The organism is Streptomyces sp. NPDC047081 (assembly GCF_040643775.1).
In the GTDB taxonomy this organism is placed as follows: domain Bacteria; phylum Actinomycetota; class Actinomycetes; order Streptomycetales; family Streptomycetaceae; genus Streptomyces.
On the sequence record NZ_JBEYUY010000010.1, the window covers coordinates 190,848 to 211,275 of the forward strand.

At 71.7% G+C, this 20,428-nt stretch carries 22 protein-coding genes; 10 read left to right on the forward strand and 12 right to left on the reverse strand.

Annotated features, from left to right (window positions below; translation table 11 throughout):
* Positions 1-34: 34 nt before the first annotated feature.
* Positions 35-1,399: an FAD-dependent oxidoreductase gene (locus ABZ848_RS21040; RefSeq protein ID WP_360833867.1), complete on the forward strand. Its 1,365-nt coding sequence runs from the start codon at positions 35-37 to the stop codon at positions 1,397-1,399.
* Positions 1,400-1,406: 7 nt separating this feature from the next.
* On the opposite strand, the gene ABZ848_RS21045 is transcribed toward ABZ848_RS21040, so the two are convergent.
* Entirely contained in the window at positions 1,407-2,369 is a 963-nt protein-coding gene (locus ABZ848_RS21045) for a D-cysteine desulfhydrase family protein (protein ID WP_360833869.1), read from the reverse strand.
* Between the two features lie 25 nt (positions 2,370-2,394).
* On the reverse strand, positions 2,395-2,574 hold the full coding sequence (locus tag ABZ848_RS21050) for a hypothetical protein (protein ID WP_360834142.1): 180 nt from the start codon (positions 2,572-2,574) through the stop codon (positions 2,395-2,397).
* Positions 2,575-2,798: 224 nt separating this feature from the next.
* On the opposite strand from ABZ848_RS21050, the gene ABZ848_RS21055 reads away from it, so the two are divergent.
* A complete protein-coding gene (locus tag ABZ848_RS21055) occupies positions 2,799-3,950 on the forward strand; it encodes an NAD(P)/FAD-dependent oxidoreductase (protein ID WP_360833871.1) in 1,152 nt (383 codons plus the stop codon).
* Positions 3,951-4,025: 75 nt separating this feature from the next.
* A complete protein-coding gene (locus ABZ848_RS21060; RefSeq protein WP_360833873.1) occupies positions 4,026-4,520 on the forward strand; it encodes a lamin tail domain-containing protein in 495 nt (164 codons plus the stop codon).
* A 109-nt stretch (positions 4,521-4,629) separates the two neighbouring features.
* Here the strand turns inward: ABZ848_RS21060 and ABZ848_RS21065 are convergent, their stop codons facing one another.
* Together ABZ848_RS21065 and ABZ848_RS21070 are read right to left on the reverse strand one after the other, a co-directional pair.
* Positions 4,630-5,631 (reverse strand): hypothetical protein, encoded by a 1,002-nt coding sequence (locus ABZ848_RS21065; RefSeq protein ID WP_360833875.1) that lies wholly within the window; start codon positions 5,629-5,631, stop codon positions 4,630-4,632.
* Complete coding sequence (locus ABZ848_RS21070) at positions 5,628-5,996, reverse strand: PadR family transcriptional regulator (RefSeq protein ID WP_360834144.1); 369 nt, start codon at positions 5,994-5,996, stop codon at positions 5,628-5,630. The genes ABZ848_RS21065 and ABZ848_RS21070 overlap by 4 nt, the downstream gene beginning before the upstream one ends.
* Positions 5,997-6,384: 388 nt before the next feature.
* Here ABZ848_RS21070 and ABZ848_RS21075 point away from each other — a divergent pair, with 388 nt between their 5' ends.
* Positions 6,385-7,539, forward strand: coding sequence for a hypothetical protein (locus tag ABZ848_RS21075; protein ID WP_360833877.1), 1,155 nt, complete (start codon positions 6,385-6,387; stop codon positions 7,537-7,539).
* A gap of 10 nt (positions 7,540-7,549) precedes the next feature.
* Here ABZ848_RS21075 and ABZ848_RS21080 read toward each other — a convergent pair whose 3' ends face one another.
* Positions 7,550-8,602, reverse strand: a complete 1,053-nt coding sequence (locus ABZ848_RS21080; protein ID WP_360833879.1) for a hypothetical protein — start codon at positions 8,600-8,602, stop codon at positions 7,550-7,552.
* Positions 8,603-8,823: 221 nt separating this feature from the next.
* On the opposite strand from ABZ848_RS21080, the gene ABZ848_RS21085 reads away from it, so the two are divergent.
* The 3 genes from ABZ848_RS21085 to tgmB all read left to right on the forward strand — a co-directional run bounded on the left by ABZ848_RS21085 (position 8,824) and on the right by tgmB (position 10,437).
* Complete coding sequence (locus ABZ848_RS21085; protein ID WP_360833881.1) at positions 8,824-9,159, forward strand: YkvA family protein; 336 nt, start codon at positions 8,824-8,826, stop codon at positions 9,157-9,159.
* 85 nt (positions 9,160-9,244) lie between these two features.
* A complete protein-coding gene (gene tgmA / locus ABZ848_RS21090) occupies positions 9,245-9,436 on the forward strand; it encodes a putative ATP-grasp-modified RiPP (protein WP_360833883.1) in 192 nt (63 codons plus the stop codon).
* Positions 9,437-9,453: 17 nt separating this feature from the next.
* Positions 9,454-10,437 (forward strand): ATP-grasp ribosomal peptide maturase, encoded by a 984-nt coding sequence (gene tgmB / locus ABZ848_RS21095; protein ID WP_360833885.1) that lies wholly within the window; start codon positions 9,454-9,456, stop codon positions 10,435-10,437.
* 6 nt (positions 10,438-10,443) lie between these two features.
* Here the strand turns inward: tgmB and ABZ848_RS21100 are convergent, their stop codons facing one another.
* The gene (locus tag ABZ848_RS21100; protein WP_360833887.1) at positions 10,444-10,659 is read right to left on the reverse strand and encodes a hypothetical protein; all 216 of its coding nucleotides are present in this window, start codon (positions 10,657-10,659) and stop codon (positions 10,444-10,446) included.
* 125 nt (positions 10,660-10,784) lie between these two features.
* Positions 10,785-11,240 (reverse strand): hypothetical protein, encoded by a 456-nt coding sequence (locus tag ABZ848_RS21105; protein WP_360833889.1) that lies wholly within the window; start codon positions 11,238-11,240, stop codon positions 10,785-10,787.
* A 178-nt stretch (positions 11,241-11,418) separates the two neighbouring features.
* On the opposite strand from ABZ848_RS21105, the gene ABZ848_RS21110 reads away from it, so the two are divergent.
* Together ABZ848_RS21110 and ABZ848_RS21115 are read left to right on the forward strand one after the other, a co-directional pair.
* The gene (locus ABZ848_RS21110) at positions 11,419-12,390 is read left to right on the forward strand and encodes a helix-turn-helix domain-containing protein (RefSeq protein WP_360833891.1); all 972 of its coding nucleotides are present in this window, start codon (positions 11,419-11,421) and stop codon (positions 12,388-12,390) included.
* A 114-nt stretch (positions 12,391-12,504) separates the two neighbouring features.
* The gene (locus tag ABZ848_RS21115) at positions 12,505-12,840 is read left to right on the forward strand and encodes a hypothetical protein (RefSeq protein WP_360833893.1); all 336 of its coding nucleotides are present in this window, start codon (positions 12,505-12,507) and stop codon (positions 12,838-12,840) included.
* Positions 12,841-12,852: 12 nt separating this feature from the next.
* Here the strand turns inward: ABZ848_RS21115 and ABZ848_RS21120 are convergent, their stop codons facing one another.
* Both ABZ848_RS21120 and ABZ848_RS21125 read right to left on the reverse strand, forming a co-directional pair.
* Positions 12,853-14,622, reverse strand: a complete 1,770-nt coding sequence (locus ABZ848_RS21120; protein ID WP_360833895.1) for an ABC transporter ATP-binding protein — start codon at positions 14,620-14,622, stop codon at positions 12,853-12,855.
* Between the two features lie 25 nt (positions 14,623-14,647).
* Complete coding sequence (locus tag ABZ848_RS21125) at positions 14,648-15,505, reverse strand: aldo/keto reductase (RefSeq protein WP_360833897.1); 858 nt, start codon at positions 15,503-15,505, stop codon at positions 14,648-14,650.
* Positions 15,506-15,753: 248 nt separating this feature from the next.
* Here ABZ848_RS21125 and ABZ848_RS21130 point away from each other — a divergent pair, with 248 nt between their 5' ends.
* Positions 15,754-16,647 carry a Gfo/Idh/MocA family oxidoreductase gene (locus tag ABZ848_RS21130; protein ID WP_360833899.1) on the forward strand — a complete coding sequence of 298 codons (894 nt, stop codon included), beginning with the start codon at positions 15,754-15,756 and terminating at the stop codon, positions 16,645-16,647.
* Between the two features lie 22 nt (positions 16,648-16,669).
* Here the strand turns inward: ABZ848_RS21130 and ABZ848_RS21135 are convergent, their stop codons facing one another.
* From ABZ848_RS21135 to ABZ848_RS21145, 3 genes are all read right to left on the reverse strand, one after another.
* The gene (locus tag ABZ848_RS21135; RefSeq protein WP_360833901.1) at positions 16,670-16,993 is read right to left on the reverse strand and encodes a hypothetical protein; all 324 of its coding nucleotides are present in this window, start codon (positions 16,991-16,993) and stop codon (positions 16,670-16,672) included.
* Positions 16,994-17,050: 57 nt separating this feature from the next.
* Complete coding sequence (locus ABZ848_RS21140) at positions 17,051-17,947, reverse strand: GNAT family N-acetyltransferase (protein WP_360833903.1); 897 nt, start codon at positions 17,945-17,947, stop codon at positions 17,051-17,053.
* 208 nt (positions 17,948-18,155) lie between these two features.
* The gene (locus ABZ848_RS21145; RefSeq protein WP_360833905.1) at positions 18,156-20,417 is read right to left on the reverse strand and encodes an MMPL family transporter; all 2,262 of its coding nucleotides are present in this window, start codon (positions 20,415-20,417) and stop codon (positions 18,156-18,158) included.
* Between the last annotated feature and the right edge of the window lie 11 nt (positions 20,418-20,428).

The following is a 20,428-nucleotide window of genomic DNA, read 5'->3' on the forward strand; positions in this document are numbered from 1 at the left end:
AGTCGATCTATCGCCGCTCGAAGGGAACCTGATCATGCCCCGCCCCCTGCGGGTAGCCATCGTCGGAGCCGGCCCCGCCGGGATCTACGCCGCCGACGCGTTGCTCAAGTCCGACGTGGCCGCCGAACCCGGTGTGTCCATCGACCTCTACGAGCGCATGCCGGCGCCCTTCGGGCTGATCCGCTACGGCGTCGCCCCCGACCACCCCCGCATCAAGGGCATCATCACGGCCCTCCACCAGGTGCTCGACAAGCCGCAGATCCGCCTGTTCGGCAACGTCGACTACCCGAACGACATCAGCCTGGACGACCTGCGCGCTTTCTACGACGCGGTGATCTTCTCGACGGGCGCGACGGCCGACCGCGAGCTGCGCATACCCGGTATCGAGCTCGACGGCTCCTACGGCGCAGCCGACTTCGTCTCCTGGTACGACGGCCACCCGGACGTGCCGCGCACCTGGCCGCTGGAGGCCGAGAAGGTCGCGGTGCTCGGCGTCGGCAACGTCGCCCTCGACGTGGCCCGCGTCCTCGCCAAGACGGCCGACGAGCTGCTGCCGACGGAGATCCCGCCGAACGTCTACGAGGGCCTGAAGGCCAACAAGGCGCTGGAGATCCACGTCTTCGGCCGCCGCGGCCCGGCGCAGGCGAAGTTCTCCCCGATGGAGCTGCGGGAGCTGGACCACTCCCCCAACATCGAGGTCATCGTCGACCCCGAGGACATCGACTACGACGAGGGCTCGATCGAGACCCGGCGCGGCAACAAGCAGGCCGACATGGTCGCCAAGACCCTGGAGAACTGGGCGATCCGCGACGTCGGCGACCGCCCGCACAAGCTCTTCCTGCACTTCTTCGAGTCCCCCGCCGAGGTTCTCGGCGAGGACGGCAAGGTCGTCGGCCTGCGCACCGAGCGCACCGCCCTCGACGGCACCGGCAACGTCAAGGGCACCGGCGAGTTCAAGGACTGGGACGTCACCGCGATCTACCGCGCGGTCGGCTACCTCTCCGACAAGCTCCCCAAGCTGCCCTGGGACATCGACTCGGGCACCGTCCCCGACGAGGGCGGCCGGGTCATCCAGGAGAGCGGCGAGCACCTCCAGTCGACGTACGTCACGGGCTGGATCCGGCGCGGCCCGGTGGGCCTCATCGGCCACACCAAGGGCGACGCCAACGAGACGGTGTCGAACCTGCTGGACGACTACGCGAACGACCGCCTCCACACCCCCGCCGCACCCGAGCCGGAGGCCGTGGACGCGTTCCTCGCCGAGCGGGGCGTCCGCTACACCACCTGGGACGGCTGGTACAAGCTGGACGCCGCCGAGAAGGCGCTGGGCGAGCCGCAGGGCCGCGAGCGCGTGAAGATCGTCGAGCGCGAGGACATGCTCCGCGAGAGCGGCGCCTGACGGTACCTCAGGAGGACTCCCGGGACGACAGCGCGGAGACGGTACGGTGCACCGTCTCCGCGTGGCCGAACAGTCCCGGCAGCCCTCCGCTGTGCAGGAAGACGGTGCGCTGTCCCGGCCCGATGTCACCGTCCCGCACGGCGGCGAACAGCCCGGCCATGGCCCGCCCCGTGTAGACGGGGTCCAGGACGATCCCCTCGGTGGCGGCGGCCGTCCGCATCGCCTCCAGGACGGGCTCGTGCAGGACGCCGTATCCCGCGCCGACCTGGTCGGTACGCACGCGGAGGGAACCGGGGTCGACGCCGGCGAGTTCGGCGACGGTGGCGGACGGATCTTCCACAGCCCCGCAGTGGACGCCGAGCACCCGCTCCGCCCCCAGCGCGCCGACAAGACCGGCCATGGTGCCCCCGGAGCCGAGAGCCACCACCACGTGCGCCACGTCCGGCAGTTGGGCCAGCAGTTCCTGACCACCGTCGACATAGCCCCGCGCGCCCAGGGGACTTGAGCCCCCGAAGGGGATCAGGAAGGGCCGGGCGCCTTCTCCGCGCAGCTGCTCGCAGACGCTTTCCGCCACTCGCCCCAGATTGCTCGGAGCACCCTCGCCGGCCCAGTGGACACGCGCCCCGAAGAGGCTGTCGAGCACGAGGTTCCCGGAGCCGTGCGCCGCGCTGTCGGGCGTACCGGGGAAGACGAGCACGACGTCGAGCCCCAGCCGGGCACCGGCGGCCGCGGTGAGCCGGGCGTGGTTGCTCTGCGCGGCCCCCGTGGTCACCAGCGTGTCCGCGCCCGCAGCCGACGCGGCGCCGACGAACCACTCCAGCTTGCGCACCTTGTTGCCGCCTCCGCCGAGGCCGATGAGGTCGTCCCGTTTGATCCACAGGTCGTCCTCGCGCAGGCCGAGTTCAGCGGCGAGGCGGGGCGCGGGCTCCATCGGGGTGGGCCAGGTGCTCAGGGCGATCTTGTCGGTCATGGCACCCATCGAATCAGTACGCCGGTCACAGGCACGTGCGCACGAGCCACTCGTCGGCGTTGTACGTGTCCCTGGCCGGATCCGGCGCCACCGCGGGCCGCTCCTCGACCGTGTCCTCAAGGCGGATCCGCTCGGGCAGACTCCCGAACCGCGCCCGGCGCCCGGCCTCTGCGGGGTCCGCCACCTTCTTCTCCTGCGACTGCATCGCCATCTCACGCTCCTGCGCTCGAAGCCCGCCCGACCGTTACCGGTTCGGCTGATGACCATGCTTACAGGCAAGGCGTCACCAGTCAAGGAGGTGACGCAGCCCGGATGGCGCGTTCCGCAGAGTCCGGTTGGCGCGTTCCGCGGAACCGCTCCCGACGCCCGTACGTTCCCCTCTGTGCAGGTGCGACCACGGGGGCCGCACGGAGACGGGCGAGGTGGCGCGTGGCGCGGGTACTGGTCATCGGTGGCGGAATCGCGGGTACGACGACGGCTCTGGCACTGGACAAGGCGGGTTTCGAGGTCGTCGTGCACGAGGCGCATCCCGACTCGGCCGAGGACCTCGGCGCGTTCCTCACCCTCGCGAGCAACGGCATGCGGGCCCTCGCCCAGATCGACGCCTCCGCCGCGGTCACGGCGCTCGGCTTTCCGCTGACCTCGATGCGTGTACTGGACGACAGGGGCAAGGAGTTGGCGCAGGTGCCCCTCGGAGAGTCGGGCGATCCGCTCCTCCAGTACCGGTGTCTGCGCCGCGGCGACCTCAACTCCGGGTTGCAGGCGGAGGCAACGCGCAGGGGCATCGCCGTCCACCACGGCGCCCGGCTCACCTCCGTCCAGGAGAACGGCGCGGGCGTCACCGCACACTTCGCCGACGGCAGCAGCGCGAGCGCCGACGTCCTGATCGGCGCCGACGGCCTCAACTCGACCGTCCGGCAGGCGATCGCCCCCGATGCGCGCCCCGTCTACGCGGGCCAGCGCGTCTTCTACGGCTACACGGGCGCCGCGCCCGCCTCGGAAGGGGGCGCGCACATCACGATGGTGCGGGGAAGCGAGGCCGCGTTCGGCTTCGCGGTGTCGCCCGACGGGGAGACGTACTGGTTCGCGCGCGTGTCCGGCGACCCGCTGCCGGCGGAGGCGATCGACCAGGGCACACCGGCCGGTTGGCGCGAGCTGCTGCTCCCGGCGCTGCGCAAGGACGCCACCCCGGCGGCCGACATCGTCGCCGCCACCGCCGACGACGTCCTGGTCACCAACGCCAACGAGCTTCCCCCGGGCACCCCTTGGCGTTCCGGCCGGATCCTGCTCCTCGGCGACGCGGCCCACGCGGCCTCCCCGGCGACCGGACAGGGCGCCTCGATGGCCATGGAGGACGCCGTGATCCTCGCGAAATCCCTGCGCGACACACCGGACACCGACGCCGCGCTCTCCCTCTACGAGGAGCTGCGCCGCCCGCGGGTGGAGCACAACATCACCGTGAGCGGGAACATCTCGCGCGGCACCAACCCCCCGTCCCCCGCCGCGCGGAGCGGGGCTCCCGCCAGGCCGGGCGAGGACGAACTCGTAAGGCTCCTCGACTGGCACGCATCAATTCGGTGAAGTGACCTCCCGCATCCCCCTGGTTGTATACGCTCCGTTTCTTCACGGAAAATCCACACAGGGGGGAAGTTTCACATGCGCATACGTCTTGTCGCCGCAACCGCCACCGCCGCGGGCACGCTCGCCGTACTGGCCGCCGTCCCGGCGCACGCCACGGAGTACTCGTCCGCGCTGAAGATCAAGGGCATCCAGTACGACGCGCCCGGCAGAGACTCCAACAGCTGCACGACCGGGAACACGAAGGACGAGTACCTGACGATCAAGAACTACTCGGCCCACACGACCGTGAACCTGAAGGGTTACGTGGTCAAGGACAAGGCCGGCAACAAGTTCACGTTCTCGAAGAACCACTACCTCCAGCCCGGCGACTACGTGAAGCTCCGCGGTGGCAAGGGCACGGACTCGGACACCAAGAACGTCGTCTACCGCAACAACTGCAACTTCATGTGGAACAACGACAAGGACACGATCTACGTGTACAAGCCGTCCGGCAGCGGCGCCGACTCGCACTCCTACACGAAGAGCGGCAACGACTCCGACGGCAACGGGTACATCACGTTCCACGGGTGACGGCGGCGCCGCGGGCGAGCGGCACGCGCCTGTCGATGACGCCGAGCACGAGATACGAGGAAGTGGTCACCGGGCGTAAGACATGGGCCGACCGTATCGCCCGTGCGGGTCAGCGCGATGCGAGGTCGCGCCTGGCCACGGCGCCGAGCCCGACGACGAGGAGCGTGAGCACCACGGCCTGGGCGAGCGCTCCGCCGACGAGTGCGGCGGGGACCGGGACGCCGAGCCACGTGTAGAGCGTGGCGACGCGTACGGCGAGCAGGAGCAGGCCGAGCGCGGCAAGGGCGGGCGCACCGCAGGCGGCACTGCGGTCGGCGTGGCGACCGTGCCACACCAGCCAGCCGAGGGAGCCGACGACGAAGCACATGGCAGGTGCCCAGGCCGCGTCGGACATGGCGGGCAGCAGCACCTCGGAGGCGCCCGTCACCACGCAGCACGCCGCGAAGACCAGGCCGGGCGAGCCGGCCGGCAGCAGGGCCGCCGGGGCGTCCCGGTGGTGGCCGGCGCACAGGGCGAGAGCGGACGCCCAGGCGAACAGGGCGAAGGCGGCGGCGAACCACGGGGCGCCCGGCACGGTTCCGCTCACCAGCGGACCGACCAACGGCCACAGCGACGGGAGCGCCGCCAGCAGCACCGACACCTGGGCCAGGCGCCTTCGGTCGTGCACCAGGGCGAAGAAGCCGACCGGCCAGAGCAACGGCAGCACCCACACGGCGATCTCGACGACGGCGGGCGTGGGCCCGTGCCCGGTGAAGCCGGACAGGAAGATGTCCCACTCCCGTGCGCCGTGGGTCGACGCCCAGGTCAGTTCCAGGACCCGGTCGACGACGGCGGTGGCCGCCTGCAGGAGCACGGCGAACAGGGCGAAGTGACGGACCGCCGAGCCGAGGAGCGCATAGGGCCGAGGTGCGCCATTGGCGGCCAGCCTGGTGCGTACGGCGAGTGCCGCGACGCTCGCCACCTCACCGAGGGTGGGCCGGCTCTGGTCCTGGGTGTCCCGGTCGAGGTCCCACAGGTACACCTCGACCATCTCCTCCTCCCGGGCCCGCCGGTAGTAGTCGGGGAGCAGCCGCAGCACCGTGCGGTAGCGGGCTTCGAGCAGCGTCGTCATGCGAGACCTCCCGCGAGTCCGGGGCCCTGGGCCGGGTTCGTGAGGGGGCCGGGGGCGCCGCGGCCCTCGGCGATGCGGCGCTTGGCGGCGCTGGCTCCGGCCGCCATGCGCTCCGCCTCGGCGTCGAGGGCCCGCATGCCCTCGTCGGTGAGGCGGTAGTAGCGCCTGAGCCGGCCCTCGTGCACCTCCTCGCGGTCCAGCACGATCAGCCCGTCGGCGGTGAGCCGGTCCAGCACGCCGTACAGGGTGCCGACGCGCAACTGCACGGCGCCGTCGGACAGTTCCTCGACCTCACGCAGGATGCCGTAGCCGTGCCGGGGCTGGTCGGCGAGGGCGGTGAGGACGAAGAACGCCGCCTGTGTCATGTTCCTCGATGCCATGCGGCCATGATATCTCGGATTCCGATATATAGCGCGGCACGGAGTCACGAAGGTCTGTCCCGTGCGGGGTGGGGTGACAGGAGCGGCGTCCGTGCGGTGCCGGCCGGACTCCGGCACCGCCGGGCTCGGTGGGTGCGACCACCGCCGCCGCGAACAGGACCCACCCCGAAGCGGATGGTGGGTGGGCCCTGTTCGGGGCGTCATCCTCGCGGCCCGGATGCGCGCGGGGCACGAGTGAAACGCCGCGGACTGGGGTGTTCCGCTCGCACCCCGAGTGCGGCACGCACATCCCGTGTGCACACCCCGCCCGATCCCGCCCGAACCACGCGGACGATACTGGTGGGTCCACGTGCCCCCGCCACCCGATGGACCCATGCGCTTCTCCTCCACCGCCCGCCCGACACCCTCCCCGACCCTGTGGCTGGCCCGCGGCCACCATCCCGGCCCCGACGCGCCCCACGCGGTCCGCCGCACCCTGCAACGGCTCAAGAGCAGCGAAGTCCTCGACGACCAGCACGAGCTCCCTACGGCCGAGGACGCCTCGCCGCTCGTGTTCGAAGCTCGTTGGCGGGTCGCCGCCGGCAGGGTGACCGTGCGGGCCCGGCTGACGCTGACGCCCGGCGCGGACGGTGGACACGACTGGACGCTGGCGGCGGAGGCCGAGTCCCCGTGGGACCCGGAGTGGCCCTCGCCCGCCACCATGTTCTGGCCCGAGGACCCGGACGCGGACTGGGACCACGAACCCGGCACGGGGCTGCGCCTCCGGCAGGTCAATCACCTGCCCACCGACGACAAGGAGATCCGGCGGCTGCTGCGCGACAGCGTGCGCGACGGCTGGAGCATCAACCTCGTCGTGCACGAGGCGATGACGCCCGACGAGCGCGGCCGGGGTCCGCTCGGCCCGCTGCTGCCGCCGGGACTGCGCCACCGCGTGCTGGAACACCGGGCCGCCCCCGAGCAGTTGCGGATCGTGAACCGGGCGCTGCGGGAGTTCGGCGTGCAGGTCCCGCGCGGCGGCGCCGTACCACTGTCCGCGGACCGGGACGGCTTCGACGCGGACGAGTTCGCCGTACGGACGGTGTTTCTCGACGGCTCGCGGCCGACGGACCTGGTCGACGCGCTGACCCGCTTCGCCGCGCTGCCGCCGCCCCTGCCCAAGGGCGCCGAGGAGGTCGTGGCGGCGCTGCGGGACGACTGGGAGCTGATGACGCTCGAGGAGGAACTCGCCCGCGAGCGCGCGCTGGTGACGCGCTACGCCGAGGCCCTCGACGCGATGACGAAGTCCCGTGACCTGTACCGCGAGGCGGCCGAACGCGCCCACGAGGCACTGGAGGCCTACCGCGAGTCCGGCACGGCCACCCCGGCACCGCCGCAGCCCGCCCCCACCGCCTCCCCCTTCCAGCACCTGACCCGCACCTTGGAACGCCTCAAGGGGACGGGCAAGGCCCTGCGGCCCACGCCCGCAACGGACAGCGAGCCTTCCGGAAAGCCGGACGGGGACGACTCGGGCGAGTCGACCCGCGGCTGACGCGGGGGTGTCACTCCGCCCCGCGCCGTGCCCCCACCAGCGGGCGTGCCGGTGCGTTCACCGTCGGGGCCTGCGACGCCAGACGTACCAGCAGGGCCGTCAGGGCCACGAGGGACGCGCATACGGCGGCCAGGCCCGCGATCCAGTTCGGGGCGAGCGTGAGGTCGAGCGCCCGAGAGAGGCGGGCCGAGTGGAACCGTCCCTCGTACAGCTGAGCCGCCGCGAGCAGGGCCGGCAGCACGACCGCGACCGCGAGGACGGTCAGGCCGGGCCGCAGGGTCAGCAGTACGGAGACCGCCGCGCACACCGCCGACAGGCCGAGGGCGAGTCCGTACGCGCGGAGCGACGCGCCGTCCCGGTGCAGCGGGAACCAGAGCATCGCGCACACGAGCAGCGCGGCGGCGGCGAACAGACCGGGCCACTGGAGCCGGGCGGCGGGCCGGGCCGGCGTACGGGCGAGCCGGCGCGGTGTGCGGAGGTCGCCGATCGCGGGCGCGAAGTCGGGTTCGGGCGGCGGGAAGACACCGGGCACGGGCGGCGCCTGGTCGCCGTACGACTCCTGGTCGACGTACGGCCGCGGCGGCTCCTCCGCTTCCAGCCGGGCGGTCTGCGCCTCGCGCTCCTCGCTCAACCGGCCGATGAGTTCGACGAGTTCCTCGACGGGCCGCGCGGTCGCGGCGGCGCGGGCCGCCTCCTGGCCGCAGTGGGGTTCCATCGGTGTCCGGTGCAGCAGCGCCATCAGCCGGGTCACCTCCTCCACCGGCCGGCTCCCGGCGGCGGCGCGGATCGCCTCGTCGGCGCTGTCGGCGTCGCGCGGCGGCCGGGTCAGCAGGACGGCCAGCCGGGTGACGTCCTCCACGGACCGGTCCGTGCCGACCGCGCGGAGCGCGTCGACGGTGGCCTGCGCGTACTGCGGGGACTGCTCCAGCAGGGTGATCAGCCGGGCGACCTCCTCCAGCGGGCGGTCGGCGACCGCGGCATGCACCAGTGCGCTGACCGGGTCGTCGTGAGCGGTGGTTATCGAGGGTTCGTTCGGCTGAGGTGATGAAGAGCGGGTGCTCATTCTCTGCTCCATGGGAGAGATGGAAGAGTTCGGCGAGCTCTCGCACCCCCCGAGTGCGCTCACGCGACGTTACGTGCCATTACTAGGCGCCACCCCCGCACAGTGCCACTCGGGTGAGCCACCGGAATGAGACGTGCCGCCCCAGGGCGACGTACGAACGGCGGATGCGGGAATCCGAGAAGAGGGCGCGCCGCTCGGGCCCGCCCGTCCGAGGAGGACCCGTGGATACGACCACAACGGTGATCGTCGTCGCCGTGGCCCTTGCCGCACTCGTCCTGACCATGGCAGTCGTCCTGTTGGTGCGACTGGTACGGACCCGGCGCGATCTGCGCCGCGCCGGGCTGCCGACCGGCCCGCGCTGGGTCTTCTGGGGCGCCGTCCTCTACTTGGTGCTGCCCACCGACCTGCTTCCCGACCCCGTGTATCTGGACGACATCGGCGTCCTCCTTCTCGCACTACGCACCATCAGTGCACCTTTACGGATGCCGAACAGCCATAAATCCCCCATGGTTACGGAGAGTAAGGAAACCAATCACTCGTTCGATTCGTATAAGTGACTGGAAGGGCAAGGCAGTCGGCGGACCGGGCGGCGCCACAGGGCAGGGACCGCGCGGTCGGCGCAGCACCGACGAGGGAGACACGATGCAACCGTTCGCGCTCAACTACGCACGTCCGGCGGTGGAGTTGGAGGCCACGACTCCGTATGCCTACGACTCCGGACTGCAGTTGAACGTGCTCAGTGACGGCCGGATCGCCGCCGGTGACCTGGCTCTGCTCAGAGAGCTGGGGACGACGACGTCCACCGCGGGCTCCAAGACTCACTTCGACGACTGAACGCGGAACCGCCGACCATGACCGTGCTGATACTGACCTGTGAAGAGGACGTCACCGCCGACATGGTGGTCGTCCATCTGAACGCGTCCGGGGTCCCGGTGGTCCGTCTGGACCCTGCCGACCTCCCCGGCGGTGTGGCGCTGTCCGGTGAGTACGTGCACGGCGCCTTCCGTGGCCATCTCCAGTCCGCGGGCCGCCTGGTGAGCATCTCCGGTCTGCGTTCCATATGGATGCGCAGGCCGGGCCCGGCGGCCGGTCGGGCGCCCGAGCCCTCGGACTGGCTGACCGAGGAGTCCGGCCAGGCGCTGTACGGCATGCTCCGCGGCTCGGACGCGCGCTGGATGAACCACCCGGACGCGGCCCGCCGGGCGCGGCACAAGCCCTGGCAGCTGAGGGTGGCCCAGGGCTGCGGACTGCCGGTCCCGGCCACTCTGATCACGACGTTCCCGCAGGCGGCGCGGGAGTTCGCGGAGCGCTATCCGGACCTGGTGGTCAAGCCGGTCTCCGGTGCGCATCCGCAGGATCCGCCGCGTGCGGTGCCGACCAGCCGGGTGGCGCCGGACACGGACTTCTCCGCGGTCGCGTTCGGTCCCACGCTGCTGCAGCGGCGGGTGGCCAAGCGAGCCGACATCCGGCTGACCGTGGTGGGCGAGCGGCTGCTGGCCGCCCGCAAGGCGACCGCCGAGGACGCCGACCCCGACCAAGTGGACGTCCGGTTCGCCTCGCCGGACGTGCCGTGGCAGGCCACCGAGGTGCCACCGCGGGTCGCCGCCGCGGTCGGCGCGTACATGCGGCGGGCCGAACTGGCCTACGGCGCCTTCGACTTCGCCGAGGACGCCGACGGGACCTGGTGGTTCCTGGAGTGCAACCAGTCGGGCCAGTTCGGCTTCGTCGAGGTGGAGACGGGCCAGCCGATCTCCCGGACCGTCGCCGAGTGGCTGGCCCATGTCGGCCCCGAGCCGACGTCACACGTCAACGGCGCCAGTACGAAGGTGTGTTGAGGCCGGTCAGTGCGGCATCGAGCCCGGCAGCAGCGCGGTGCGCTGCCATCCGGCGCCCGGGGAGGCGGGCCGCTCGGGGACCGGCGCGGGGGCGAAGGACTGCAGCGGCCGCATGGCGTACTCCAGTTCCCGGTTCACGCGCTCGGCCTCCCGGCGAGTCTGGGTGGGGACGTCGCCGCGCTCGGCGACGAGTCGGTCATAGATGGGGGAATCCTGGAACACCCGTCATGCGCCTTTCGTGTGCCGGCCCACACACATGGGCACCGTTGAGAGTGTATGCGCCCCGGCATGTCCCAGTGTGAATTCCCCAAGAGCACTTGACGCCCACGAAACGGGTGTGCGTCCGCTCAGGCCCCGGTCGTCGAGCCGGGGCGGACGATCATCAGGACGGTGACGGTCGCCCACAGCAGGTTGAAAACGCCGGTGAACATGGCGAGTTGCGCCGTACTGGAACGCTCCACCGCCTGTTCGGCGTCCAGTTGTTCCAGCAGTTCGTCCTGGCGGGGCAGGACGAACGCGATCAGCATCCCGGCGGCGACCGCGGTCAGCGTGATGGACGCGATGAGCCACTTGTCGCCGAGCACGCCCATGGCCGACGCGGTGGCGAAGCCGAGGGCGGGTACGGCGAGGCCGATGCCGGAGTAGATGCGGCAGATGCGGTGCAGCAGCCGCACCGTGCCCACCCCGGCCGCGTCGGCGCCGGCCCGGCGCACGGCAGGCGGGAACATGCTGGCCGCCACGGTGACGGGGCCGACGGCGACGATGGCCGCGAGCACGTGGAGGGACAGCAGGACCTTGGTCATCGAGGAGCTCTTTCCGTGGATCGATCGGCTGTGCGCGGCCCACGGTAGGGATCTTCGGAGCGGTCGAACAGCGGCAGAAACGACAGACTCCAACGGGTTCCCGCCATCGCGTTGGTCCGGTAAATCAGCCTTTGCCACAGGTCATGAGGATGGCGGGAATCCGTCTATCGTGGCGTTCATGCACTCTGTGGTGATCCTCGCGCTGGAAGACGTGGTGCCGTTCGACCTGACGGCACCGATGACGGTGTTCGACTGGGCGCAGCTGCCCGACGGGCGCAGCCCCTACCGGGTGACCCTGTGCGCCGAGAAGCCGGAGGTGCGCGGGGACGGGCTGGTGCTGCGGGTGGAGCGGGGGCTCGACGCCCTCGCGGACGCGGACACGGTCGTCGTGCCGGGCCGCAAGCCCGGGGTGGGTCCGACGCCCGAACCGGTCCTGGCGGCGCTGCGCCGGGCCGCCGCGGACGGCACCCGGATCGCCTCGGTCTGCTCGGGCGCGTTCGTGCTGGCGGAGGCGGGGCTGCTGGACGGGCTGCGGGCCACCACGCACTGGGCGGCCGCCGGTGAACTGGCCCGGCTGTTCCCGCGCGTGAAGGTGCAGCCGGACGTGCTGTACGTCGACAACGGGCAGATCCTCACCTCGGCCGGTGCCGCGGCCGCGCTGGACCTGTGTCTGCACATGATCCGCCGGGACCTGGGCTCGGCCGTGGCCGCCGACGCCGCCCGCAGGTGTGTGATGCCGCTCGAACGGGAGGGCGGGCAGGCCCAGTTCATCGTGCACGAGCTGCCGCCCGTGCCGCGCGGCTCGACGCTGGAGCCGGTCCTGGAGTGGATCGAGGACAACCTGGCGGGCGAGATCACCCTGGGCGCGATGGCGGCCCGCTCGGGGATGAGCGAGCGCACCTTCAGCCGGCGCTTCCGCGAGCAGACGGGCACGACGCCCTTGCAGTGGCTGCTGCGGACGCGGGTACGACGGGCCCAGTACCTGCTGGAGAACAGCGACCGCCCGGTCGAACGGATCGCGCAGCAGGCGGGGTTCGGCTCACCGACGGCGTTCCGCGAGCGTTTCCGCCGGGTGGTCGGGACGACTCCGCAGGCCTACCGGGCCGCGTTCCACGCGAACGGGACGCCCGCGGCGACGGCCCACGCGTGACCGACTTCCGTACTCCGTACCGCAATTGACGCAATCCCACCGCTCCACCCGATTCCCCCCGGCCCGCGAGGCGTTGAGCAGAGAGCAACCGACCCAGCACGAACGGTGACCTTCATGAACCGCTCCGGCCGCCTCCTCTGCGCCCTGTATCTCGCCACCAGCTGCGGGCTCGCGTGGACCACGTTCCTCGAAACGCTGCACGGCCCGGCGTGGGCCGCGTGTCTGTTCGCCGCCGCGAGTCTGGTCCCGGTCATCGCCGTCGTCCGCGAGACGCTGATCCACGAGCTGCGCACGGCCGCCGCCGGGCCGCGCCGGCCGGTGCGGTCGGCCGCCGACGAGATCGTCCGGGAGGAGCTGGACGCGGCGTGCTGCGAGCGCTGGTGGACGAGTCTCGGCACGGACCACGACGCGGCCTGTCCGCACCGGATCCCGCGCAGCAGCGCCGCCTGACCCCGGGCGGGGTCAGGCGACCTGGCCGCTGTGCAGCTGGGTGTAGGCCCCACCGCGGCGCAGGAGTTCCTCGTGCGTCCCGGTCTCCAGGATGCGGCCGTCGCCCATCACCACGATCCGGTCGGCGCCCCGCACGGTGGACAGCCGGTGCGCCACGACGAACGTGGTGCGGCCGTGCAGCAGCCGGGCCAGCGCCTCCTGGACCAGGGCCTCCGAGCGGGTGTCCAGGGCCGAGGTCGCCTCGTCCAGGATCAGCACCCTCGGGTCGCGGATCAGGGCGCGGGCGATGGCGAGGCGCTGGCGCTGCCCGCCGGAGAGCCGGGCGCCACGCTCCCCGACCACGGTGTCGAGGCCCTGCGGCAGCCGGTCGACGAACTCCAGCGCGTTGGCGTCCCGCAGCGCCGTCCGCACCGTCTCCTCGTCGGCCTCGTCCATGCCGTACGCCACGTTCTCCCGGATCGTGCCGTCGAAGAGGATCGACTCCTGCGGCACGACCGAGACGAAGCGCCGGTAGGTGCGCAGGTCCAGGGTGTTCATGTCGGTGCCGTCGAGCAGCAGCCGGCCCGTGGTCGGGCGGATGAAGCCGATGACGAGGTTGAGCACGGTGGACTTGCCCGCGCCGGACGCGCCGACCAGCGCGACGGTCTCCCCCGGTACGACGTCCAGGGTGAAGTCTCGGACGGCGGGCCGGCCGCTGTCGTCGTAGGCGTGGCCGACGTTCTCGAAGGTGACCGCGCCGCGCAGCGAGGCCAGTTCGGCCTTGCCGTCGTTGTCCTCCAGCTCGGGTGCCTGGAGCACCTCGCCGACCGAGCGGACCGACTCCAGGCCCTTGGTGATGACCGGGGCCAGAGTCGCCAGCGTGGTCGTGGAGTTGGTGAGCGTGGTCAGGAAGGCGCTGAGCATGACGACGTCGCCGGCCGTGACGCCCCAGACGCCGTAGTACGAGACCAGGGCCGCGCCGGCCAGGACGAGTACGCCGACCACGTTGAGGACGACCCAGGCCAGCGAGCCGAAGCGGCCGTTGACGAGGTCGAGGCGCAGGCCGGAGGTGAGCAGTCGGCGCAGGGTGCCGTCCATGCGGCGCAGCGCCTTGCCCTCCAGGCCGTGGGCGCGGGTGACCGGGATCAGGCGGGTCATCTCCGAGACCCGGGAGGAGAGCGTCTCGACCTCGTGCCGGAAGTGCTCGTTGTGGGTGCGCAGACGCGCCCGCAGCCGGGCCACGACGAGTGCGGCGGCGGGCACGACGACCACGAAGACGGGCACGAACTCCGGTGTGCGGACGGCGATGATGACGAGCCCGCCGACGAGCACGGTGATGGCGCCGAGCCCGGTCTCGGCGGTCTGCTGCACCATCTGCTCGACCGTCTCCACGTCCCGGACGATCTTCGCCTGCAGCACGCCGGCGCTGACCCTGGAGTGGTAGCCGATGGACAGCTGCTGCATACGGGTGCACAGCGCGGACCGCAGGGCGGTGCCCATGCGGCGGACGCTGCCGTACAGGAGTCGTACGTTCAGCACGTGCAGCGGGTAGTTGACCAGCAGGATGAACAGGATGATGCCGGTGCTCAGCCAGAGCCGCCCGATCGGCGCGTGCTGGACGACGGTGTCGATGATGGACGCGGTGATCAGCGGCAGCAGCCAGACCGGGCTGTGCTTGACGGTGAACACGCCGACCGCCGCGATCAGTCGGCGGCGGTCGGCGCGGAACAGATACGCGAGGGTGCGTATCGGGTGTTCGTCGCGGTAGCGGTGGTCGAGGGGTCTTTCCGACGACGACGCCATCGGCGGGGGTCCTCCGGGGGAAGTGTCAGACGGCGTCGAGCTGGTCGAGTTCCTCGGCCGAGAGGTCGAGTTCCGTCGCGGCGAGGGAGTCGAGGATGGTCTCCGGGCGGCTGGAGCCCGGAATCGGTACGACGACCGGCGACTTGGCGAGCATCCAGGCCAGGCAGACGCGCTGCGGGCTCACCCCGTGGGCCTCGGCGATCCGGGCGAACGGGGCGTAGGAGGAGCCGAGTTCACTCGCCCGGGAGATCCCGCCGAGCGGGCTCCAGGGCAGGAAGGCGATGCCCAGCTCGTCGCAGAGTTCCAGCTCCGGCTCGCTGGAGCGGAAGGCCGGGGAGAACTGGTTCTGCACGGAGACCAGCCGGCCGCCGAGGATCTCCTGGGCCTGCCGGATCTGGTCCGGGTTGGCGTTGGAGATGCCCGCGAGCCGGATCTTGCCCTCGTCGAGCAGGTCCCTGATCGCGCCGACGGAATCGGCGTACGGGACACGCGGGTCGGGCCGGTGGAACTGGTAGAGCCCGATGGCCTCCACGCCGAGCCGGCGCAGGGACGCCTCGCAGGCCTCCTTGAGGTGGTGGGGGCTGCCGTCGAGGGTCCAGCTGCCGTCGCCGGGGCGCAGATGGCCGCCCTTGGTGGCGACCAGGACGTCCCCGCCGCGGTCGTGGGAGGCGAGGGCCTTGGCGATCAGGGTCTCGTTGTGGCCGACTTCGTGGGCGTCACGGTGGTAGGCGTCCGCGGTGTCGATCAGCGTCACGCCGGCGTCGAGCGCGGCGTGGATCGTGGCGAGGGAGCGTCCCTCGTCCGGGCGTCCCTCGATGGACATGGGCATTCCGCCCAGGCCGATCGCGCTGACCTCGACGTCACCGATACGACGGGTGTGCATGTGCTCGTGTCCTCTTTCGGCTTTCGGCTGTCGCGCACTCGGATGGCGTCCGGCCCGCCGGACAGGGGTCGCGGCGGGACGGAGCGTCTTCCAGCCTGACTCTCCGCGCGGCCGGAGGTCCAATAGAGGAAAGAGAACGCATTCAGCAGCCGCGCAACTGAATCGTCCGGCCTGCGGAAAGGGCTTGCCCGAGCGGCGGGTCGGTGTGCGACGCTCACCCTCGATCGATCACGACGAGAGGCGGCGGCATGCGCATCGGACTCCTCGGTACCGGCCCCTGGGCGGCCATGGCTCACGCCCCCGCACTGGACGAGCACCCCGGCCTGGACTTCGTGGGTGTGTGGGGCCGCCGCCCGGACGCGGCCAAGGCGCTGGCCGACCGGTACGGCGTACGGGCCTACGACGACGTGGACGCGCTGTTCGCCGACGTGGACGCGGTCGCCGTGGCACTCCCCCCGGCGATTCAGGCGGACCTCGCGGTGCGCGCCGCCCGGGCGGGCTGCCATCTGCTGCTGGACAAGCCTCTCGCGACCACGGTCGAGCAGGGGCGGGCCGTGGTCGACGCGGCGCGGGAGGCCGGGGTCGCGTCGGTGGTCTTCTTCACCACGCGCTTCGTCACCGAGACCGCGGCCTGGATCACCGAACAGGCGGGCGTGGGCGGCTGGTTCACGGCGCGGGCGCAGTGGCTCGGCGCGCTGTTCGGGAGCGACAGCGACAGCCCGTTCGCCGACTCGCCGTGGCGGCAGGAGAAGGGCGCGCTGTGGGACGTCGGCCCGCACGCGCTGTCGGTGCTGCTGCCGGTCCTGGGCGACGTCCGCCGGGTGGCGGCCGCGGTGCCCGGTCCCGGGGACACGGTCCAGCTGGTCCTCGACCACACCGACGGCGCGTCGAGCTCGCTCACCCTCAGCCTGTCGGCACCGGCCGCGGCGGCGGGCGCAGGCGTGGAACTCCGGGGCGAGTCGGGGGTGACGGTGCTGCCGGAGGGCACCGAGAACGCGGTCACGGCCCTGGTCCACGCCGCCGACGCCCTTCTCACCGCGGCCGGCACCGGGGAGGCCGACCCGTGCGACGCGGCCTTCGCGCTGCGGGTCACCGAGATCCTGGTGGAAGCCGAAGCGCTGCTGGAGTCCACGACTCACTGACGCTGCGTCAGCCCCCTTGCCCTCACTCCTTCTCGAAGGGCTCGTCGCTCCACCGGAACCAGGCCCGGTCGCCCTCGATGTGCAGCAGGAACTCGGGGACCGGGCCGTCCGGGGAGGAGAGGGAGACGCTGCGTCTGATCTCCTCGTACGCCGCCTCCCACTCCTCCCAGTCGTCTTCGCGCTCGATGAGCACGAGTTCGCGGGCGAACAGGTCGCGGACGGCGTCGAAGGCGGGGTGCGCGGTGAAGCGGCCGGACAGCCAGGGGAAGTCGGCGTCGTCGATCAGGATGTCGCCGACCTCCACCTCGCCGCTGTGCACACGCCAGACCTCGCCCAGGAAAGCCATGGCGCCCAGCATGCCAGTCGGCACTGACAGCGCGGCCCGCTCGGCGCGTGGGCCGGGCTACTCGGTGCGCGGGGGCTCGAAGTTGATGCGCTCCCGCTCGATCGGATACCCGGCCTTGGCGAAGTTCGCCGCCATGGGGAAGTTCCCCCGGTCGGTCGTCGCGGCCACGAACTCCGCGCCCCGCTCGGCCAGGAAGTGCGTGCACTCCGCCAACAGGTCGTAGGCGTAACCCTGTCCGCGCTGATCGGGCAGCACGCCGATGAAGCCGACGCACGGGCCGGACGGGTTGTGTGCCGGGATGTGGATGCCCGCGGGCTCGCCCGCGCGCGTGTACGCGATCTGCCACCACTCCCGTGGCGACGGGCACCAGTGGAAGAAGTCGAGTTCCTCCTGGGCGGCCCGGTCGAGGCCGCCTTCCTCGATGGCCTTGAGCGCGTGCGCGTCCAGCGTCGCGGAGTGGATGCGGCGCAGTGCGTCGAAGAACACCGCGTCGTCCGGTTCGGCGCGGAAGTCAAGCCGTCCGGGCCGCTCGGGCAGCCCGCACTCCGGCGTCCACCGGTACAGGAACCGCTCGACGAGCAGCTCGTAGCCTGCGGCCCGTGCGGCGCCGAACCGGGTCTCGGCGGCGGCGCGTCGGTGCGGGTCCTCGCGCCAGTCGCCGGGGAGGGTGAGTTCGAGTTCGACCTGCCAGGGGGCGGTACGCAGGAGTTCGGCGCCCGCCTCCTCCTCGCCCTCGGCCACGTCGAACCAGTTGACGTTGAGGGGCTCGGTGTCGTCGGGGCCGCCCCACCAGGCGCCGCGTGCGACGACGGTGCCGTCGCGCAGGGCGACCCGCTTCCACTCGGGGCGGTGCCGGGTGCGCCGGTGCCCCACCCGGGCGTCGAGCGGGTCGGGCATGTCGTCGAAAAGGTGGGCGGCGCTCTCGTCGAGCGCGCGGATGACCAGATCGGTCATGGATTCCTCCGGGATGCGTACTGCGTGAGCGCTCCCGGGTCAGGTCAGACGAGACACGCCGGGGCAACGGAGAGGGAGCGCTGGGTGGTTGTGGTCCGCACGGCACTCGCCTCCTTCCGCCGGTCTCGGGGCGCGACGTCACACGCTAACGGGCTTGTCGTGGGCACGTCCATCGAATTTCCGAGGCTCGCCGCCCTCGGGCCGCTTCTCAGGCCCGGGTGACCGGCCGCTCGACGGTCTCCTCCGTCGCCGCCTGCTCCGACTCTCCCTCGGCGTCGATGTGCGGCAGCATCCGGTCCAGCCACCTGGGTGTCCACCAGGCGTGCCGCCCGAGCAGCGTCATGACCGCCGGGACCATCAGCAGACGCACCACGGTCGCATCGATCAACACGCTCACGGCGAGGCCCAGTCCGAGCATCTTGACCACGATGTTGTCGCTGACGATGAAGGCGGCGAAGACGCTCACCATGATCAGTGCCGCGCAGGTGATGACCCGCGCGGTGATCTCCAGGGCGTGCGCGACCGAGGCCTTCGCGTCGCCTGTGCGCAGCCAGGACTCGTGGACGCGGGAGAGCAGGAAGATCTCGTAGTCCATGCTCAGTCCGAAGATGATCGCGAACATCATCATCGGCACATAGCTCTCGATGGGCACCTTGCCGGAGACGCCGAGCGCGGGCCCGCCCCAGCCCCACTGGAAGACGGCCACGACGACGCCGTAAGAAGCGGCGATGGACAGGACGTTGAGGACGGCCGCCTTGACGGCGACGAGCAGGCCGCGGAAGACGGCGAGGATGATCAGGAAGGCCAGGGCGACCACGACACCGATGATCAGGGGCAGCCGGCCGGCGACGATGTCGCGGAAGTCGACCTGGGCGGCCGTGGTACCGGTGACGTACCCCTTGGCGTCCGTGCCGGAGACGGCCTCGGGGAGGGTGTGGTCGATCAGACGGTTCGTCAGGTCGGTGGTCTCGGCGCTCTGCGGGGACTTCTGCGAGTAGACGGTGCCGATCAGGACGTCGCCGTCCTTGGTGGGTGTCAGCGGGGTGACCGTGGCGGCGCCCGCCACCCCGTTCAGGGTCTTCTGCGCCTGGTCGGAGAGGGTGGAGCGCTGGTCCGAGGGCACGGTGGTCTGGTCGATGACGACGGTGAGCGGGCCGTTGGAGCCGGGGCCGAACGCGTCGGTCATCAGGTCGTAGGCCCGCCGGTCGGTGAAGGAGGTGGGGTCGGCGCCGTCTCCGATGTGGCCGAGCTGGATGGAGAACACGGGGATGGCGAGGACGATGACGGTCGCGACGCCCGCGGCCAGGTACTGCCAGGGCCGTCGCTCGACGCGCTGGGCATAGCGGTGCCAGGTGCCCTGGGGCTCGGCGCCCGGCACGGCGTCGGTCTCGGCGACGGGTCGGCGCACTCGGTAGCGGTCGATACGTGTGCCGATCAGCCCCAGCAGCGCCGGGACCAGGGTCAGGGCGCCCGCGACCGCCGAGACCACCGTGACGGCGGCGGCGAGGCCGAGTTTGCCGATGAAGGTCACGCCGGACGCGGACAGTCCGGCCAGCGCGATGATCACCGTGCAGCCGGAGACGAGGACGGCCCGGCCGCTGGTGGCGGTGGCGTGGCCCGCGGCGTGCACCGGGTCGGCGCCGTCCATGAGGTTCTGGCGGTGACGGGTGATCAGGAACAGGGCGTAGTCGATCCCGACGCCGAGCCCGATCATCGTGGCGAGGGTCGGTGAGACGGTCGCGAAGGTGAACGCGGCGGCGAGCAGCCCGAGGCAGGCGAGTCCGCCGACGGCGCTGAGCAGCGCGGTCAGCAGGGGCAGTCCGGCGGCGATGACGCTGCCGAAGCCGATCAACAGGACGACGATCGCGACGGCGAAGCCGATGAGTTCGCTGACCCGGTCGTCGGCGGCGGGCCGGGCGAGTTCGCCGAGCGGTCCGCCGTACTCGACCTGGGCGCCGGCCGCGCGCAGCGGCTGGACCGCCTTGTCGACGCCGTTCAGGTAGCCGTCGCCGAGGGTCGAGGGCTGGGTGTCGAAGCGGACGGTGATGTAGGCGGTCTTCCCGTCGGAGGAGAGGGGCCCGACCTTCGAGGCGGGGGCGGACAGCGGGTTCTGCGCGGACAGGACGTGCGGCAGTTTCTGCAGGTCACCGACTGCGCCGGACATCTGCGAGCTCAGTGCGGTCAGGGACTGCTTGCCGTCGTGCAGGACGATCTGGCTGCTGTAGCCGCCCGCGGCCGGGTCGTGTCGCTTCAGGACGTCCAGGCCCTGCTGGGACTGCACGCCGGGCAACGAGAAGTTGTCCGAGTACTCGCCGCCGAAGGACCGGTTGAGGACCTGCAGTGCCACCAGGGCGATCAGCCAGCCGACGATCACGATCACGAAGTGGCGGGCGCACCATTGCCCGAGCCGTCGCAGTGCCCCTCCGGCGACGGTGCCCGCTCCCCCTGTGCTGGTGCGGGTGGGTGCCATGGCCCTCTCCA

Bases quoted from the DNA above. Each gene is read 5' to 3' on its own strand.
- ABZ848_RS21040 (WP_360833867.1), top strand. From the start codon at position 35: ATGCCCCGCCCCCTGCGGGTAGCCATCGTCGGAGCCGGCCCCGCCGGG.
- ABZ848_RS21045 (WP_360833869.1), bottom strand. From the start codon at position 2,369: ATGACCGACAAGATCGCCCTGAGCACCTGGCCCACCCCGATGGAGCCC.
- ABZ848_RS21050 (WP_360834142.1), bottom strand. From the start codon at position 2,574: ATGCAGTCGCAGGAGAAGAAGGTGGCGGACCCCGCAGAGGCCGGGCGC.
- ABZ848_RS21060 (WP_360833873.1), top strand. From the start codon at position 4,026: ATGCGCATACGTCTTGTCGCCGCAACCGCCACCGCCGCGGGCACGCTC.
- ABZ848_RS21065 (WP_360833875.1), bottom strand. From the start codon at position 5,631: ATGACGACGCTGCTCGAAGCCCGCTACCGCACGGTGCTGCGGCTGCTC.
- ABZ848_RS21070 (WP_360834144.1), bottom strand. From the start codon at position 5,996: ATGACACAGGCGGCGTTCTTCGTCCTCACCGCCCTCGCCGACCAGCCC.
- ABZ848_RS21075 (WP_360833877.1), top strand. From the start codon at position 6,385: ATGCGCTTCTCCTCCACCGCCCGCCCGACACCCTCCCCGACCCTGTGG.
- ABZ848_RS21080 (WP_360833879.1), bottom strand. From the start codon at position 8,602: ATGAGCACCCGCTCTTCATCACCTCAGCCGAACGAACCCTCGATAACC.
- tgmA (WP_360833883.1), top strand. From the start codon at position 9,245: ATGCAACCGTTCGCGCTCAACTACGCACGTCCGGCGGTGGAGTTGGAG.
- tgmB (WP_360833885.1), top strand. From the start codon at position 9,454: ATGACCGTGCTGATACTGACCTGTGAAGAGGACGTCACCGCCGACATG.
- ABZ848_RS21105 (WP_360833889.1), bottom strand. From the start codon at position 11,240: ATGACCAAGGTCCTGCTGTCCCTCCACGTGCTCGCGGCCATCGTCGCC.
- ABZ848_RS21110 (WP_360833891.1), top strand. From the start codon at position 11,419: ATGCACTCTGTGGTGATCCTCGCGCTGGAAGACGTGGTGCCGTTCGAC.
- ABZ848_RS21115 (WP_360833893.1), top strand. From the start codon at position 12,505: ATGAACCGCTCCGGCCGCCTCCTCTGCGCCCTGTATCTCGCCACCAGC.
- ABZ848_RS21120 (WP_360833895.1), bottom strand. From the start codon at position 14,622: ATGGCGTCGTCGTCGGAAAGACCCCTCGACCACCGCTACCGCGACGAA.
- ABZ848_RS21125 (WP_360833897.1), bottom strand. From the start codon at position 15,505: ATGCACACCCGTCGTATCGGTGACGTCGAGGTCAGCGCGATCGGCCTG.
- ABZ848_RS21130 (WP_360833899.1), top strand. From the start codon at position 15,754: ATGCGCATCGGACTCCTCGGTACCGGCCCCTGGGCGGCCATGGCTCAC.
- ABZ848_RS21135 (WP_360833901.1), bottom strand. From the start codon at position 16,993: ATGGCTTTCCTGGGCGAGGTCTGGCGTGTGCACAGCGGCGAGGTGGAG.
- ABZ848_RS21140 (WP_360833903.1), bottom strand. From the start codon at position 17,947: ATGACCGATCTGGTCATCCGCGCGCTCGACGAGAGCGCCGCCCACCTT.
- ABZ848_RS21145 (WP_360833905.1), bottom strand. From the start codon at position 20,417: ATGGCACCCACCCGCACCAGCACAGGGGGAGCGGGCACCGTCGCCGGA.